Source organism: Nocardioides sp. Bht2 (assembly GCF_047308515.1).
In the GTDB taxonomy this organism is placed as follows: Bacteria; Actinomycetota; Actinomycetes; order Propionibacteriales; family Nocardioidaceae; genus Nocardioides.
On the sequence record NZ_JBLBWI010000001.1, the window covers coordinates 788,050 to 803,304 of the forward strand.

The window sequence follows — 15,255 nt, forward strand, 5'->3', positions numbered from 1 at the left end:
TCGCAGCGATGCCACGCCTTCTCGCCCCGCTCCTCGCGCCCTTGGTGATCGCCCTCGGCTTCACCCTCTCCGCCTGCACTCTCGACGTCGACTTCAGCGACACCACCGATGCCTCCGTCACGCCGGGCACTGCTCCTCCGCTCTCCCCCGAACGCGCCGCCACCCTGCTCGACGGCTTGCGCCAAGCGCCTCGCGCGCGGCCGACCGACTACCAGCGCAAGGCGTTCGGGAGTGCGTGGCGCGATACCGACCGCAACGGCTGCAACCAGCGGGACGACGTCCTGCTCCGCGATGCCGTCCCCGGCAGTACCCGGGTCCAACAGCAGGGCCGTTGCGACCACGACGTCCTGGCCGGCACCTGGCGCGACCCATACTCGGGCCGCACGTTGCAGCTCGACGACCTCAAGAACCCGTCACAGGCTCAGGCGGTCCAGATCGACCACGTATAATCCATACCTACGTCGCAAGCTAGACACATAGATGCAGTTCAGACCGTCACCGGCATGTCGCTGACAGTCGGCTCGTTTCAACTCTTGCTCGGCCCGGGTTAGGTACGACATCTCACTTCTCGTACACCGGGTAGCCATGCTGCCTGCACAGACTCGCCGAGCTATCGGCGAGTCCGAGCCACCGAAGCGACCGAACGCGCTCGCCCGAATCACCTTCACTGAGCACGAACTCAACTCAGCCGGCAGAGCCTCTCTTGGGTAGGTGAAGGCGGGTGAGCAATCGCGGGCTCGGAAGGGGCGGGCAACGAGACAGGTGAGCCGATTTCGCGAGTTGGGTTGGCTCCCGTGACGACCTGCTCGCCGGGCGAACTCCGACCCACTTGTTCCTAAGGAACTGTGTCGGGGCCAGGAGAGTCAAAATGATCTGGGCGGGAACTCGGAACCGGCATATCGTTACAACGAGGTCCCTGGCGCTTGAGGGCTCCAGGCAACGGGGCACTGGTCCCAGCGTAATTCTCGAACATCCTAGGTCCAAGCAAAGGAGCCTCAGTGAGAAGAACCGAGCATCCGGTCAACGTGGCATCGCTTCTGGTAGGCGGAACCCTCTGTCTCATTGGGTTGGCCTTCTCCTTGGCGCCGGTCGAATCCGACGCTGGGGCTTGTGGAAGTGTTCTGGCCCCGAGCCAGTCAGACGTCAGGGGCGTTGATGAGGCTTGCTCGAAGTCGCGTAGCGAGAGGCGTTTGGTGTCTCTCGTCAGCGGTGGCGCGGGCGCGGGGGTGCTTGGCTATGGCGTGCTTTCTGGCCGCCGCAGCAGGTCGAAGGAGATCCGCTAGTCGGACTTCGAAATCCGCTGGACCAGCAGAACTTCTCCTGTAATGGACATGCACCCGTCGGGAATGACCGGTATGCCCTCCGCTTTCGCAGAAGCAGGTAGGAAGGCCCCGTCTCCCGTGACGACGTCCATCAGCTTCAAGGTCCCTTCGTCATCCTTGAGGGCAATTCCGCCGTGGCTTGCTGTTGTGCCAGGGCGCCAAACTATGGGGACGGACACCCCTTCGGACTCGAGTCCGAAGCACGAGCCCACGGAGACGATCGTGCCGTTGAACTGAACATCCGATCCGGAACCGGGGTCATCGCTGTCGCTGAGAAGGATCTTAAGTCCGAGGTCGATCTGATCAGGTCTCCGTTGGCCGCTGCTGTCCTCGGAGCAACTCAACGCCAGCGCCAGCGGAGCGCAAACGAGAGCAGTCACCCAGGCCCGCACGTCAGCCGGTCCGAAGTTTGACGCCGACGTCGTTGAGCGTGTTGTAGAGCGGTGTGAACTGGTCGCGCTTCTGGAGCAGATGGGTGTGGTAGCCCGAGTGAACGCCGTAGGCGATCGTTCCGTAGTACCAGGGGCCCCCGCTGTCCCCTGACGCCGCTTCGCGGTCGTCCATGGACACCAGGTTGCAGTACGAGTCCCGGCAGGTGGTGGTGTCGCGCACGCTGTCGCACGTCTCGTTAGAGCTGCGCCCGAACTTGCAAAGTCGGAGGTCATTGGCAGGTGCGCTGAGGCCGGTGACAGTGCGGTAGGAGCCGACCTTCCAATAGAACTCCCTGCCGACCTCCTCGGTGCTGCTCATGTATTGGATGTCGCCGCTGCTAGAAGGCAGGCGGCTGCGGTAAGTGAGTACGTTTCTTCCCACGTAGCTCATCGAGTTTGGGCAATGATCAGCCGTAATCAGACCTTGACGCGCCACTCCAATTTCTTTGACGGGCCAGCCAGACGTGCATGAGTACGACGCGCTGGAGCTTCCGCCTAGCACCACGCCGCCTCGAACAACGTCGTCGCCGGTCGAGCCGGGGGCGGCAGCCGATACGCGTGCGGGGATCTGCAGTCGTGTCGCTTGCAGGGCAGCTTCAGCGACACTGATCAGCGCACCGCGTGCGTCGGAGCTGCTCGCTTCCACAGCCACTGTCACTTCAACTGTCTTGTTGGCCTCGTCGTACTCTGTCGAAACCTCTTGTCCCTTGAGCGAGTGGCTGGCCTCGAAAACTGCCGTGTGTGCCTTCTCGACGGCGACACGGATCTCTTCCTTTGTGTAGTCCGCCTCGCCAGTGAAGTGAACTGCGACAGGGATGGCTTGAGTGAGTTTCTCGACACCAGCGGGCACTTTTCCAACGAACCTAAAAGTTGCTCCTGGCGTTCCGCCGACATTCATCGAGGACCCGGCGTAACTGCCGGGGTAGGCATTTTCGAGTGCTCCGGCTGCGGCAGCGTACTCATTCTGCCAGCCATAGAGATCAACCGCTTGGTCGAAGCTGATGCCTTCGTCTCTTGCGATCGCGCGTAAGTCGGCTTGCTCCTCCGCGGGGATCCCCGCAACCAGATTGGCACCACCCGGATCCTCGCTTGGATCAGGCTGGGCTTGCGCCGTGCCGTTCGCCAAGGCCACGGTAAGAACTCCAGGCACCAGGGCTAAGCCCAAGCCAGCAACGATCGTTTTGCGGAACTTCATGAGATCCCCTTGTACCTTCCAGGCCATCAATGTGACACATGTCACGGAAATTTGCATGCTGTGGCTGGAGAGCGGCTCGGAGTTGGGTAGCGATGGGTGCGCCTCTTGGGAGGCGGCGGGCGTTCGTCAGCTCCTGGTCGACCAGGTCGACGAGGTCGCGCAGCAGTACCAGGATGCTAAGGACGAGATCCGGCGCCGCCACGAGGCGGCCGAGCTGGCAGACCCCGAGGTCAACGACACCGACTACGTTCGGTGATACGACCGCACCGGCGCCAGCGAGTTCATCGCCCGCGACCCCGCGACCCGCTCTGGTCCTGGTACGCGTGGCGCACCCAGCCCCAACGTTCCGGCGGCTCTCCCGAGTTCCTGGCCAGGGTCGAAGACCATCTGCGCACCGGGCGCCGGGGCCCGTTCACTGGCCGCCCGGGTGACGTGACCAGTGTCTACATCGAGAAAAGCACCAAGGCCGCCGCGGAGCTGTGGCGTCTCGAGGACGAACGCTCGATCAAAGACAGGTGCGGGGATCTTCTTTCGCCCCAACGCCTCCTCGTCGGTTTTTGGGGCTGAGCCGCCGAGAGACATAGGGACATTCTTCATGTGAGCCGGCACGGCCCAGACCAGGCGATCCCTGATGATCAAGTCAAGATCGAGCGGCTTGTTGGGGTCGTCTGTCTTGTCCATTGACCTGCCATAGTTGGGAACGGTCACCCGCGCCAAGGACACCTCGGTAAGTTCAGGAGCGTCAAACTCACCTCAAGCTGCCGCCAGAGCGTTCTTGACTATCTCCGAGCGGGGAACAACGCCTTCGGCGCGTGCTGCCTCAGCCTCACTGAGGACGTCAATCAGAGGGCCCTCCGTCTTGATGCCAGCGACAGCGGCCGAGCTGAGTTCTGGGACGGCTGCGATCTCCGGCGCGGCGGCTGCGGCGACCGGTGCACGGTCTTGCTGGGCTTCGTTCTCCGGCGACGCACCGACGGCGTCTCCGAGGTACAGGACACCACCGATAGTCACTGCGACCGCCGCGGATGCAGCGACCGCGGCCATCGACTTCTTCATGTAAGTGCCAGAGCGGGTTGGTGTGAAGTTGGAAGCCTTGGCCACCGACAGGCCTTCCCTGTGGTCGACCCGAACACTTGCGCTGTGGGTGAGCTTAACGTGGGCAACCTCTCTCGCTGCGCGATTCACGAGAACAGGGCACTCACTGAATCGCGGGACCAGTGCGTCATCGATCCGATCGCCTATTCGTAGGTCCGCAATCGACGCCGCAGCTTGAGGTTTTCCCCGTGAGCGGCGGCCAACGCGTTCCTCAACTCCGCGATTTCGCTGGAGCGCCTCGACCGCTCCTCGCGAAGTTGCCGAGCCAGCGCCAGGACGGCGCTGCTGGTTGAGCCGTCATCGTGGGTTGTCTCGGCGACCTGTGTTTGTCGGCCGCCGGGCGCGGCTCGCAGCCGTTCGATCTGCCGCCGGAAGTCGGCCTGGCGATACAGGAAATCCGTCGACACTCCGGCGCGGCGTGCGACCGACGCGAAGGTCACCGGGACGTCCTCCGTGACCATTTCCTTCAGTGCACGGCGCGCTCGTGTGCTCGCGGCTTTGGTTCGCTCGGCCGCTGCGCGGTTCAAGTGGTCAGATGCCATTCGGTCACGCTCCCGTCGTTCGGTCGGTCACTCCGGCCCCTTGTACCGCGATGCCGGGCCGAATCCTTACGTTGTCCAAGGCGACAAGCACCTGACGAATCGCTCGCGCCTCACCGCGACGGCCTACCAGCCACACGTTGTCGACGGGCATCGAACAGCCGTTCCTCGCCTCGAATGCCGCTTGACGGCCTTCGATGAGCCGCTCCGTGTCGCCAAGTTGCTGCTCCAGGTCCGGGCGGTGCGACTCGTCGGTGGTGAACATGCTGCAACTCAGGCAGGCGTTTCCACGCTCGCATGTCTGCCGGGGCGGCAACATGCACCACCCGTTGGGTAGGACTCGGTCGGCGCGCTGCTCCAGATGCAGCAGGTCGAACAGGTCGGACGTGTCGATCGGCAGCGTGCGACCGTCGGCCGTCACCTTCTGGTATCGCAGGAACTCACGTTCGGCGGTCTGGCTGAGGGTCTTCGCGTAGTGCATGGTCATGGCCGGGGTGACGTGACCGAAGTAGCGCATAACGACGTGCAGTGGCACGCCCGCGTTCAGGAGGCTGGTCGCCTTGGTGTGTCGGAACTGGTGGGTCTGGCTGATCTGCACCTGTCGCCCCGTCCTATCTCTGACATCGAGTCGCTTCGCCAACTCGCTTAGGCGTGAGTTGAAGGTCGCGGCCGCGTAGGGGACCTGCCCAAAGCGGTTCACGCGCGTGCGAAGGAAGAGGTACCGGGGTTCGGTGGTGACCCCATTGCTGCGGAGCATGTCGCGGGCCACGGCTTGCTGCGTCTGGACGATCCTGACGATCTCGTCGTCGACCGGGATGGTCGGCGTGGCATCCGCCCCGGTGACCTTGGTGAGTTGGTAACGGAGCCGTGCAACGAGCGCGCCATCACCTTCCGCTTCGATGTCTTCCGGAGTCGCGCCAACGAGGGGCAGAAGCGGGTCGAAGTCCATCATCAGGACCTCGTTGAGCCGCCTGCCCGTGCGTAGGAGCAAAGCGAGCGCGTGGAACGCCTGGATGTCACCGATCCCACCGTCGGTCGTTGGGCGTGCGAGCAGGTCGGCGCCAGCGACGACCTGGGAAACCACTTCGTCCTCCAGGACCTTGTCGTCTGGTGGGCGATTGACCAGTCGTGGCTTGTCCTCCGGGCGGAACGGCACCGTGTGCTCGGGCCGCAGCCGCAGCCAGCGATCGTCGCCGAGGGCCCGTGCGGCCTCGCTGCGCTCGTCATACATGTGGCGGTAGAACGACTCGATCGTGGTCATCGTCTGTCGTCGCACTGTGTCACCCAGCGGCCTTCCCTTGGTACGCCCGGACATCACTCGGTGGTCGCGCATGGCGGCTGTGAAGGAGCGGAAGAAGGGCCGGAGGTCGTCAGGGTCAGCCGTCAGGATGGGGCCAAGGTCGCCTTGGTTGTCGATGTGGCGTTGGAGCCACTTCATCCCGTCGAGACGTGTCTTGATGGTGCTCCACGAGTAGCGCTGAGTTTCGAGCATCGTCGACAGCCACCACTTCACGCCCTCTCTGAGCCATTCCGACGTCAGGTGCGAGAAGTTGGCGACGTGGTTCCCGTGGGGCTCATGGTCGCGCTGAGGGATGCGCTTGTCGAGGACCGGGTTCCATACGTTGAGTTGCCACCACTCGCCCCGGTGGTAGGCGTAGCAAAGCAAGTCTTGGAAGCGCTTCAAGGTCGCGTGAGCATGGTCCTCGGACGACACACCGAACGAACCTCCGCGCATCCTGGCCGCGTGGACCTCTCGGATCCACTCGTCAGGCGTGAGTGACAGGAGGGAGGGCGCGGACCGTCCGCGGGTCGTGCCTTGGCTCGTCGCGGCCCGCAACGCGCCGATCGCGGCTCGGTAGTGGAGCGGGTCGACCATGCGACCGAGTTCGATCTCACGGCCGACGAGCCACGCCAGTTCCCAGGTCATGGTCTTGGGCAGGCTGCTGAAGTTGATCGCCACTGAGGTGTACTCGCGGCCAGTCGCTGACGGTGGTCCCGCGTTGCGGGGGCGGATCGCACCCCAATAGTGTCTCGGCATCGTCGCGCTGGTGAACGCCGTGACTCGGCAGTCGTCGGGCAGCGATTCCCACAGGCGTCGGGCGACCTCTGCATTGAACAGGTCCGACATCGGCAGCCGGGGATCCCGGCGATCTTGACGGCGCGGCTCGCGCTCCGTTGCGAGCGTGTCAGGGCGCGAGTTCGGCACTGCTCACCCAGCCTCTCGTGAAGTCCTGCCAGTTGGCCAACGAGGCGAGTTCGGCGTCCTCAGTCACATGCCCGTAGGTGTTGATCGTTGTTTGCACGTCCCGGTGGCCCAGTCGTCGGCTCACGACGTGCAGCGGCACGTCGGCCAGCAGGAGCGCCGTAGCGTGCGTGTGCCGGAACCAGTGCGGAGTCATCCTCTGCGGCAGGTCCAGGCCCCGTCGCTTCAAGGACCGCAGGTGCGCGTACACCGACTCTGACCGCAGCGGCGCGTACAGCGGCTCGCGTAGCGTGTTGACAAAGACGTAGCCATTGTCCCAATCGGGGATTCGCGACTCGGCCCCGGCTTCGCATAGGGCCCACACGAATTCGCCGTACAGGCGATCGAGTCGCGTACTGATGAAGACCTTCCGAGCGCCGGTCTTCAGGCGGTGGTGGTGCGGATGGTTGTCGGTCGGTGTGAGGCGAACGAAAGGCGTGCCGCCCCGGCTGGTCACCCAGTCGCAGTGCCGAACGCTAAGGGTCTCGCCGAGGCGGGCGCCGGTCTCGGCCAAGAAGGCCCAGAACAGCCGGTAGCGAAGGTCGCCGAGCCACGTCGCGGTGGACGGGTCCCACACGGCCTCGTGCTCCATCAGACCAGTGATCTGCGAGGGAAGCAGGATCGGCGTCTCACTGCGAGTGGTCCGCAGACGTAGCCGCGATACGGTCCGGCCCTCGCGACGTGCAATGTGCTCCAGGAACGGCAGGTAGGCCGAGCCAGGAGCCCTGACCTTCTCGTACAGCGCAGCTGCCACCTCGACTCCGTTAGCGGCGTGGAACCGGTAGAACGACATCACGGCACGCATCCGGACAGCCACGGTCGCATCTGACACCGCCGTAACCTCTGGTAGGGCGGTCACGCCAACCCCGACCGTCCCAGCCCGCACGGCCTGCATGAAGGACCCGAAGTCCCTCAGGTGCACCTGTTGCCACGATCCATCGCGGCCCTCCAGGAACGACCACCACAGCGCCAGAGCTCGCGCGTACGACTTCACCGTGTTGTGCGAATAGTCGCTCTGCCGCAGGAACTCCAAGAAGACCTCGACCGGCTCTACGATCGTGTACCGCTGATCGACCACAGTCCAGGTTGGAGGGCCGATCGCCACTGTCACTCGTTGGGTGTCTGCCATCTGCCCTCCTGCTTGCTTGGGACGCTACGCACGAATCGACGGGATCCCGGGCACCGACTACGGCGTGTCGAAGACGTCGATGATGAACTTGGACGATTGACGGATACGTCCCACTGTGACGGTCCAACTGGGCTCTCAAGGAGGCAGTGAACGTGGTCGGCGGCACACGCTTGGGGCTACCAGATAACACATCGTTCCGCTCGCCGAGGCCTGGGCCTCAGGCGCGTCGTCCTGGACGGCGCAGCGCCGCGCGGAGTTCGCCAACGATCTCGCGGTCCTGCTCGCGGTCGACGGCCCGACCAACGCCAGCAAGGGCGCCGACGATCCGGCCGCGTGGCGCCCACGCAAGGCGTACCAGTGCGCCTACGCGGTCCGCTGGATCGCGATCAAGCACGAGTGGAGGCTCACCGCAGACGCCAGCGAGATCGCCGCACTGCGCGAGATGCTCGACTACTGCTGAGCGCGTGCCCGAAATGCAGCGGACGGCGGGTGGAAGCTCCACCCGCCGCCCGTTCAGCTCGACCTAGGTCAGCTGGCCTGGCCTTCGCGGGCCTCGACCAAGTTGAGCGCGATGTCGATGATCATGTCCTCCTGGCCACCGACCAGACGACGGCGACCGCACTCCATCAGCACGTCGCGGACGTCGACGCCGTACTGCTCGGCCGCACGCTCGGCGTGGCGCAGGAACGACGAGTAGACACCGGCGTAGCCGAGGGTCAGCGTCTCGCGGTCCACCCGGACCGGGCGGTCCTGCAGCGGGCGGACGATGTCGTCGGCGGCGTCCTGCAGGGCGAACAGGTCGCAGCGGTGCTCGAAGTCGACCAGGTCGGCCACCGCGATGAACGCCTCCAGCGGGCAGTTGCCGGCACCGGCACCGTGACCGGCCAGCGAGGCGTCGACCCGGTAGACACCGTTCTCGACGGCAACGACGGAGTTCGCAACGGAGAGCGAGAGGTTCTCGTGCGCGTGGATACCGATCTCGGTCTCCGCGTTCAGCGCGCCCCGGTAGGCCTTGACCCGCTCAGCGACGTCGTTCATGGTGAGCCGGCCACCGGAGTCGGTGACGTAGACGCAGTGCGCGCCGTAGGACTCCATCAGCTTGGCCTGCTTGGCGAGTTCCTCGGCCGGCGCCATGTGCGAGAGCATCAGGAAGCCGGAGACGTCCATGCCGAGCTCGCGAGCGGCGTCGATGTGCTGCGCGGAGACGTCGGCCTCGGTGCAGTGGGTGGCGATCCGGACCGAGCGAACGCCCAGGTCGTAGGCCTTCTTGAGGTCGTGGATGGTGCCCACGCCCGGCAGCAGCAGCGTGGTCAGCCGCGCGTTCTCCAGAACGTCGGCGGCAGCCTCGATCCACTCCCAGTCGGTGTTCGATCCGGGGCCGTAGTTGACCGACGAACCGGCCAGACCGTCGCCGTGAGCGACCTCGATGGCGTCCACACCGGCGTCGTCGAGCGCCTTGACGATGCGGCGCACGTCCTCGGGGGTGATCCGGTGACGGACCGCGTGCATGCCGTCACGCAGGGTGACGTCCTGAACGAAGATGGGGGTCTTGCTCATGCCTGGGCCGCCTTTCCAGCAGCGATGCGCTCGGCGACCTGCAGGCCGGCCGAGGTCATGATGTCGAGGTTTCCGGCGTAGGCCGGGAGGTAGTGCGCGGCGCCCTCGACCTCGAGGAAGACCGACACCTGGTGGGTGGGGCGCTCGGTGGAACCCTCGGCGAGCAGCGTCTCCACCGGCTGGTCGGCGGGGATCGGGGTGATCTGCACCTTCTGCTTGAGCCGGTAACCGGGAACGTAGGCCGCGACGTCGGCGACCATCTTCTCGACGCTGGCGCGGATCTGCTCCTGCACGTCCTCGCCCTCGGCGTTGACCAGGCAGAAGACGGTGTCGCGCATGATCAGCGGCGGCTCGGCCGGGTTCAGGATGATCACCGCCTTGCCGCGAGCAGCGCCACCGACGGAGACGATCGCGGCCGAGGTGGTCTCGGTGAACTCGTCGATGTTGGCGCGGGTGCCCGGGCCGGCCGACTTCGAGGCGATGGAGGCGACGATCTCGGCGTAGGCCACCGGCACGACGCGGGAGACGGCGGCGACGATCGGGATCGTCGCCTGGCCACCACAGGTCACCATGTTCACGTTCGGCGCGTCGAGGTGCTCGTCAAGGTTGACGGCGGGGACGACGTAGGGGCCGATCGAGGCCGGGGTGAGGTCGATCATCCGCTTGCCGAGCGGCTGCAGCTTGGCAGCGTTGGCCACGTGCGCCTTGGCGGAGGTGGCGTCGAAGACGATCTCGATCTCGTCGAAGTTGGGCAGCGCCATCAGGCCGTCGACACCCTCGTGGGTGGTCGCGAAGCCGAAGCGGGCCGCGCGGGCGAGGCCGTCGGACTCGGGGTCGATACCGACCATCGCACCCATCTCGAGGTGCTGGCTGGTGCGCATGACCTTGATCATCAGGTCGGTGCCGATGTTGCCGGAGCCGATGATGGCGACCTTGGTCCGTGGTGCAGCGCTCATGCTGCTTCCTCCTGGAGTGGGACGGGCGGGCAGTTCATAACCCTTAGCCTCACCCGGATCCGCGCCCACAGCCACCTCCGAGTTCCGGTGACTAGAACAGCTCAATGTGACCTCAGCGCTGTCTTCCGGGCGATTTCGCGACGCTCAGGTCACATTGAGCGCGTCACCCCGGGCGAGGAGAGCTGCAATTCCGGACGCGGCCACCTTGATCGCGGCCGCGTGACGCTGCGGCTCGAACCGGGTGATCGGACCGGTGACACTGATCGCACCGACGGCGCGGTCGCCGTCCAGCAGGATCGGGGCGCCGACGCAGACGACGCCGACCCGCGACTCCTCGAACTCGAAGGCGACGCCCTGCGACCTCACCTCTGCCAACTGCGCGGCGAGCCGCCCCGGCGCGACGATGGTCCGCGGCGCGATCCGGGCCAGCGGTTCTCCGAGCACCTCGCGGCGGACGGCGTCCGGGGCGAAGGCGAGCAACGACTTGCCCAACGCCGTCGAGTGCAGCGGCTGACGACCGCCCACCCGCGACGGCGCGTCGACCTTGCGATGCCCGGTCACCTTGGCGACGTAGACCACCTCGGTCCCCTCTCGGACCCCGAGGTGCACCGTCTCGTGGGTTCGCTCGTAGAGATCTTCGAGGAACGGCGTGGCGACCTCCAGCAACGTGCGCTCGACGGAGGCCCGCATACCGAGCTCGAACAGGTTCCCACCGAGCCGGTAGCTGCCCGACTCGTCACGGTCGAGGAGTCGGGCGATCACCATGTCGCCGAGCAGCCGATGCAGGGTCGCCTTCGCCAACCCCGTGCGCCGCTGCAACTCCGCGAAACCGACGCCGTGGTCCTCCAGGGTGAAGGCGTGCAGCACCTTCATCACCTTCGCCAACACGCTGGACTCGTCCAGTCGCGCCTCCGGCATCGTCCTTACCTCCACTCACCCACAGCCCCGCTGATCGCGCGTACCGAGCGCAGAGTACCGCCGAGGCACCGCGCCGCGACCGGCTCCACCAGCAACGCCGCCCTCCCGTGTCAGTTACTGACACCGGAGGACGGCGCTGGCCAGGTCACGCGGGAGGCGTCACTTCATCTTCTTGGCGGCGACCTTCGCGATCTTGTTCATCTTGGCGCTGGACGGCTTCTTGCTGTCGCCCACGCTGATCACGGCGACGCGCTTGCCGTGCCGGATCACCACGGAAGCACCGTAGGACTTGCCACCCATCAGGGAGTAGGTCTCAGCCGTTGCCAGGCGCTCCTGGCCGACGGCGGGTGCCTTGACCGACTTGAGGGTGACCTTCACGCCGTGGGCGGTGAAGCTCTTGCACTTCTTCACCATCGCCTTCTGGGCCTTGAAGTACGACTTCGCGGCCGCCACCGACTTGAACTCGGCGACTCCCGAACCGATCACGGTGATCCGCGCCTCGGAGACGGCGTTGCCCGCCGTGCTGTAGCTGGACTTCACGCTGATCTTCTTGGTGGTGCCGCACTTCGCGGTGGGCACCTCGAGCTTCTTCGCCTTCACGTTGGTGAACTCACCACCCTTGAGCTCAGGGAAGATCTTGACGATGTCGCCCTTGCTCGGGACGTCGCCGGCCTTCACGGCGGCGTTGGCGGTGGCGGGCGCACCGAGCGCGAGGCCGAGGGTCAGGACGCCAGTGGCGGTAGCAGCCGAGAGGCGCTTGAGGTTCATGGGGTTCCTTCCGAAATGTGTATACCGCAACCAGTCATACCCGACACACTTCGAATGAAACGCAAGAGGCCCTCACCGTTAAGTGAGGGCCTCTTGGCTCTGCGCGCCTGTAGGGATTCGAACCCCAAACCTTCTGATCCGTAGTCAGATGCTCTATCCGTTGAGCTACAGGCGCTCGTCACAAGGACTCGTGAAGCTTAGCCGATCTTCGCCGTTCGAACGAAATCGGGGCCCGGCGGCGCCGGTCGGGCACAATGGCCACAGGGCGGTTGAGAAAGGGAGGGTCGTGGCCGATCACGAGCTTGAACACCGGCGCGAGCAGTTCGAGAGGCTCGCCGCTCCCCTGTTCGAAGAGATCGCGCAGCGTGGCGGCGTCGCCGTCACCGATCCGCTCGTCACCTCCGCCCCCGAAGCCACCACCCTGCTCCTCGACGCCGGCCTGCTCCGTCTCGACAACGAGCGCTACGCAGCGGTCGACCCGAACACGGTCCAGGCCCAGGTGATCGCCCCGCTCAGCAGCCAGGGTGCGCGGCTGATCTCCGAGTCGAGTGCCTGGTCACAGATCTACTCCACCCTCGGCCAGACCTACCGCCGCTCGCCGTCGACCCAGATCGGCCAGGTCACCGAACTGCACGGCGACGAGATCGACCACTTCCTCGCCTCGGTCGTGCCCAGCGCCCAGTCCGAACTGCTGACCGCCCAGCCACAGACCGGGCACAGCAACACCCAGCAGAGGATCGCCTCCGACCGCGACGTCGCCGCACTCAAACGTGGCGTGACGATGCGGACGATCTACCAGCACGCAGCCCGACGCAACCGCGCCACCCGTGCCTATGTCGCCGAGGTGACCTCGCAAGGTGCCGAGGTCCGCACGCTCGACGAGTTCTTCAACCGGCTGATCGTCGTCGACCGTGAGGTGGCACTGATCCCCAGCGGCGACAATCTCTCGGTGGCACTGGTGATCCGCGACCGCGGCCTGATCGCCTACCTCGTCGACATGTTCGAGCGTTCCTGGGAACGCGGACGCCCCTTCACCAGCCGCGACACCTCCGTCATCCAGAGCATAGCCGAGGAGCAGCGGGCGATGACGATCCGGCTGCTGATCGAGGGCCATTCAGACGCCACCTGCGCCAAGCGCTTGGGAGTCAGCCCTCGCACCTATGCCGCGTACGTCGCAGACCTCAAGCGTGAGTATGACGCGGAGACCCGGTTCCAGCTCGGCTATCTGCTCGGCCAGGACGCCGCGCACCAGGATCACGGCGCCTGAGAACAGACTGCGAGGGCAACGACCGCGTCGCTGCCCTCGCATCTGAGACGGGCCGGGGGATGGCACTGGGACCGAACATGTGGGGGGGTTGAGTTGGTCCCCGTCTCAGGTCTTCAGTTGTTCAGCCGACCCCCGGCACTGGGTTCAGCTGTTGAACTTCTTTCCTCGCGGTGGCTTAGGAGCCTCGACCGGAACGGTGCTGCCGCCCGAGTCGCCGGGTGCCACGATCTGGCCCCAACCGGTATCCGCAGCGGTCTGAACGGGCGTACCGACCTGCGTACCGACGGCAAGGCCGACGGTGACGGCGATGATCGCGATCGTCTTCTTGATCTGCTTCACGAGCTCTCCCCCAAGTGATCAGCGGTGAACGGTGCCCCAAAATCCAGTGTGCTGCATTCCTGCGCAAACGCACCACAAATCGGACTGCACAAATGTGCATTGCACGAACCTGCAGCCTACCGCGCGCTCAATGTGACCTCAGCGCGCGGTTTCGGGACGAAACGCGACGCTGAGGTCACATTGAGCGTGGGAGACGACGAAACCCGGCCCTGCGCGGCAGGACCGGGTTTCGTTCGCAACTGGCGGAGGCGGAGGGATTTGAACCCTCGATGGGGTTTTAGCCCCAAACCCGCTTAGCAGGCGGGCGCCATAGACCGGACTAGGCGACGCCTCCAGATGCGCGAGTCACTCTAGCCGCACAGGGCCGGTCGCGCAGAATCGGCCCCCGGTTCCGGACGGACGACGTCACTCAGGCAGGCAGATAGGTGCTGACTTCGCGGACGAACTGCTCGCGGTCGACCGCCAGCACCTCGACCGGAATCACCGTCGCGTCACCACTGCGGAGCCGCAGGATCAGACACGGAGCGCCGGCCACGGTGTCGGTGACGACCTCCTCGACGTCGGCCCAACGCGCCGACTTCGTGCCCGCGCCGCGGACGAAGCGCACCTGGTAACCGTCACTGTTGAGCCGGACCACCCAGGCCCGCTGGGTCAGGTACCAGCCGATGGTGAAGAGCCCGACGATGGTGCCCACGATGGCGACCGTCAGCACCAGGATCGAGGTGGCGAAGAGCATCACGATCGCCGTCGCCGCCAGTACCGCCAACGCGAAACCGACGATGGTCACCCCCAACAGGCGGGCAGCAACGGGCTGGGCGAGGCGATACTCAGAGAACATGGAGTGAATTCTCCCTTGCCACGCCGCACTTAACCAATCCGCCCTTGCGCCCCTCGGTGACGTAGGACACACTCGAAACCCCGAGGAGGGGAGAACGCGGTGAAAGACCGACTACAGCATTCGATGGCCGAGCTTGCCCAACTCCTCGACGCGCCGCGGCAGACCGGGACGGCGCTCGGCAACTGGCGTTGGACGGTTCGACAGCGCCTGGCCGCGCTCCGTGACGACCTGGCACATGAGTCCGGCTTCACCACCGACGGTTGGTTGATGGCGCGCGAGGGCCACGTGCTGCGCGAACGCAACTCGCTGCTGCACCGCATGGCGACCCTCTCACCGTCCGTCCTGGAGACGCCGGACCCGGACGACGTGCGCCACGACCTGCGCCGCCTGCTCGCCGACGTCACCCACCACCGCCAGCGGATCCACGACCTGGTCTACGACGACGTCGAGATCGAGCTCGGCGGCTCTGAGTGAGTCGGCGCCAGCACTGACCGACCGGGCGAGCTCTCGCCGCCCGGCCATGCCACTAGACTGACGCCTGCACCGGTTCGCCGGTGCGTGGAGGGGTGCCGGAGTGGCCGATCGGAACCGCCTTGAAAGCGGTCGTAGGGAGACCTACCGCGGGTTCGAATCCCGCTCCCTCTGCCAAGGACCGATCC

The 15,255-nt window shown here is 65.6% G+C and carries 16 protein-coding genes and 3 tRNA genes; 6 read left to right on the plus strand and 13 right to left on the minus strand.

Annotated elements, in window-relative coordinates:
• Nucleotides 1–8: 8 nt before the first annotated feature.
• The gene (locus ACLM5J_RS03755; RefSeq protein ID WP_413654714.1) at nucleotides 9–449 is read left to right on the plus strand and encodes a hypothetical protein; all 441 of its coding nucleotides are present in this window, start codon (nucleotides 9–11) and stop codon (nucleotides 447–449) included.
• Between the two features lie 1,266 nt (nucleotides 450–1,715).
• Here the strand turns inward: ACLM5J_RS03755 and ACLM5J_RS03760 are convergent.
• Nucleotides 1,716–2,948, minus strand: a complete 1,233-nt coding sequence (locus tag ACLM5J_RS03760) for a hypothetical protein (protein ID WP_413654715.1) — start codon at nucleotides 2,946–2,948, stop codon at nucleotides 1,716–1,718.
• Between the two features lie 55 nt (nucleotides 2,949–3,003).
• Here ACLM5J_RS03760 and ACLM5J_RS03765 point away from each other — a divergent pair, with 55 nt between their 5' ends.
• Nucleotides 3,004–3,204 carry a hypothetical protein gene (locus ACLM5J_RS03765; protein WP_413654716.1) on the plus strand — a complete coding sequence of 67 codons (201 nt, stop codon included), beginning with the start codon at nucleotides 3,004–3,006 and terminating at the stop codon, nucleotides 3,202–3,204.
• A gap of 497 nt (nucleotides 3,205–3,701) precedes the next feature.
• Here the strand turns inward: ACLM5J_RS03765 and ACLM5J_RS03770 are convergent, their stop codons facing one another.
• The 4 genes from ACLM5J_RS03770 to ACLM5J_RS03785 are packed head-to-tail and all read right to left on the minus strand — an operon-like array spanning nucleotide 3,702 to nucleotide 7,953.
• Nucleotides 3,702–4,133 carry a hypothetical protein gene (locus tag ACLM5J_RS03770; RefSeq protein ID WP_413654717.1) on the minus strand — a complete coding sequence of 144 codons (432 nt, stop codon included), beginning with the start codon at nucleotides 4,131–4,133 and terminating at the stop codon, nucleotides 3,702–3,704.
• 53 nt (nucleotides 4,134–4,186) lie between these two features.
• The gene (locus ACLM5J_RS03775; RefSeq protein WP_413654718.1) at nucleotides 4,187–4,585 is read right to left on the minus strand and encodes a DUF6262 family protein; all 399 of its coding nucleotides are present in this window, start codon (nucleotides 4,583–4,585) and stop codon (nucleotides 4,187–4,189) included.
• A 4-nt stretch (nucleotides 4,586–4,589) separates the two neighbouring features.
• Nucleotides 4,590–6,710: a tyrosine-type recombinase/integrase gene (locus ACLM5J_RS03780; protein WP_413654719.1), complete on the minus strand. Its 2,121-nt coding sequence runs from the start codon at nucleotides 6,708–6,710 to the stop codon at nucleotides 4,590–4,592.
• Between the two features lie 58 nt (nucleotides 6,711–6,768).
• Nucleotides 6,769–7,953 carry a tyrosine-type recombinase/integrase gene (locus ACLM5J_RS03785; protein WP_413654720.1) on the minus strand — a complete coding sequence of 395 codons (1,185 nt, stop codon included), beginning with the start codon at nucleotides 7,951–7,953 and terminating at the stop codon, nucleotides 6,769–6,771.
• Between the two features lie 190 nt (nucleotides 7,954–8,143).
• On the opposite strand from ACLM5J_RS03785, the gene ACLM5J_RS03790 reads away from it, so the two are divergent.
• Complete coding sequence (locus tag ACLM5J_RS03790) at nucleotides 8,144–8,413, plus strand: DUF1524 domain-containing protein (protein ID WP_413655005.1); 270 nt, start codon at nucleotides 8,144–8,146, stop codon at nucleotides 8,411–8,413.
• 68 nt (nucleotides 8,414–8,481) lie between these two features.
• Here the strand turns inward: ACLM5J_RS03790 and dmpG are convergent, their stop codons facing one another.
• The 5 genes from dmpG to ACLM5J_RS03815 all read right to left on the minus strand — a co-directional run bounded on the left by dmpG (nucleotide 8,482) and on the right by ACLM5J_RS03815 (nucleotide 12,327).
• Nucleotides 8,482–9,510, minus strand: a complete 1,029-nt coding sequence (gene dmpG, locus ACLM5J_RS03795; protein WP_413654721.1) for a 4-hydroxy-2-oxovalerate aldolase — start codon at nucleotides 9,508–9,510, stop codon at nucleotides 8,482–8,484.
• On the minus strand, nucleotides 9,507–10,466 hold the full coding sequence (locus ACLM5J_RS03800; RefSeq protein ID WP_413654722.1) for an acetaldehyde dehydrogenase (acetylating): 960 nt from the start codon (nucleotides 10,464–10,466) through the stop codon (nucleotides 9,507–9,509). Before ACLM5J_RS03800 ends, dmpG begins: the two co-directional genes overlap by 4 nt.
• A 144-nt stretch (nucleotides 10,467–10,610) precedes the next feature.
• Nucleotides 10,611–11,384: an IclR family transcriptional regulator gene (locus tag ACLM5J_RS03805; RefSeq protein ID WP_413654723.1), complete on the minus strand. Its 774-nt coding sequence runs from the start codon at nucleotides 11,382–11,384 to the stop codon at nucleotides 10,611–10,613.
• Between the two features lie 159 nt (nucleotides 11,385–11,543).
• Nucleotides 11,544–12,152, minus strand: a complete 609-nt coding sequence (locus tag ACLM5J_RS03810) for a hypothetical protein (RefSeq protein WP_413654724.1) — start codon at nucleotides 12,150–12,152, stop codon at nucleotides 11,544–11,546.
• A 102-nt stretch (nucleotides 12,153–12,254) separates the two neighbouring features.
• A tRNA-Arg gene (locus ACLM5J_RS03815) sits at nucleotides 12,255–12,327 on the minus strand.
• 111 nt (nucleotides 12,328–12,438) lie between these two features.
• Here ACLM5J_RS03815 and ACLM5J_RS03820 point away from each other — a divergent pair.
• Nucleotides 12,439–13,419: a LuxR family transcriptional regulator gene (locus ACLM5J_RS03820; protein ID WP_413654725.1), complete on the plus strand. Its 981-nt coding sequence runs from the start codon at nucleotides 12,439–12,441 to the stop codon at nucleotides 13,417–13,419.
• 144 nt (nucleotides 13,420–13,563) lie between these two features.
• On the opposite strand, the gene ACLM5J_RS03825 is transcribed toward ACLM5J_RS03820, so the two are convergent.
• The 3 genes from ACLM5J_RS03825 to ACLM5J_RS03835 all read right to left on the minus strand — a co-directional run bounded on the left by ACLM5J_RS03825 (nucleotide 13,564) and on the right by ACLM5J_RS03835 (nucleotide 14,596).
• Nucleotides 13,564–13,758, minus strand: a complete 195-nt coding sequence (locus ACLM5J_RS03825; protein ID WP_413654726.1) for a hypothetical protein — start codon at nucleotides 13,756–13,758, stop codon at nucleotides 13,564–13,566.
• A gap of 240 nt (nucleotides 13,759–13,998) precedes the next feature.
• Nucleotides 13,999–14,092 (minus strand) — tRNA-Ser (locus ACLM5J_RS03830).
• A gap of 75 nt (nucleotides 14,093–14,167) precedes the next feature.
• Nucleotides 14,168–14,596, minus strand: a complete 429-nt coding sequence (locus ACLM5J_RS03835) for a hypothetical protein (RefSeq protein WP_413654727.1) — start codon at nucleotides 14,594–14,596, stop codon at nucleotides 14,168–14,170.
• Between the two features lie 99 nt (nucleotides 14,597–14,695).
• Here ACLM5J_RS03835 and ACLM5J_RS03840 point away from each other — a divergent pair, with 99 nt between their 5' ends.
• Together ACLM5J_RS03840 and ACLM5J_RS03845 are read left to right on the plus strand one after the other, a co-directional pair.
• Nucleotides 14,696–15,070 (plus strand): hypothetical protein, encoded by a 375-nt coding sequence (locus tag ACLM5J_RS03840; protein ID WP_413654728.1) that lies wholly within the window; start codon nucleotides 14,696–14,698, stop codon nucleotides 15,068–15,070.
• Nucleotides 15,071–15,156: 86 nt separating this feature from the next.
• Nucleotides 15,157–15,244, plus strand: a tRNA-Ser gene (locus ACLM5J_RS03845).
• Nucleotides 15,245–15,255 lie beyond the last annotated feature (11 nt).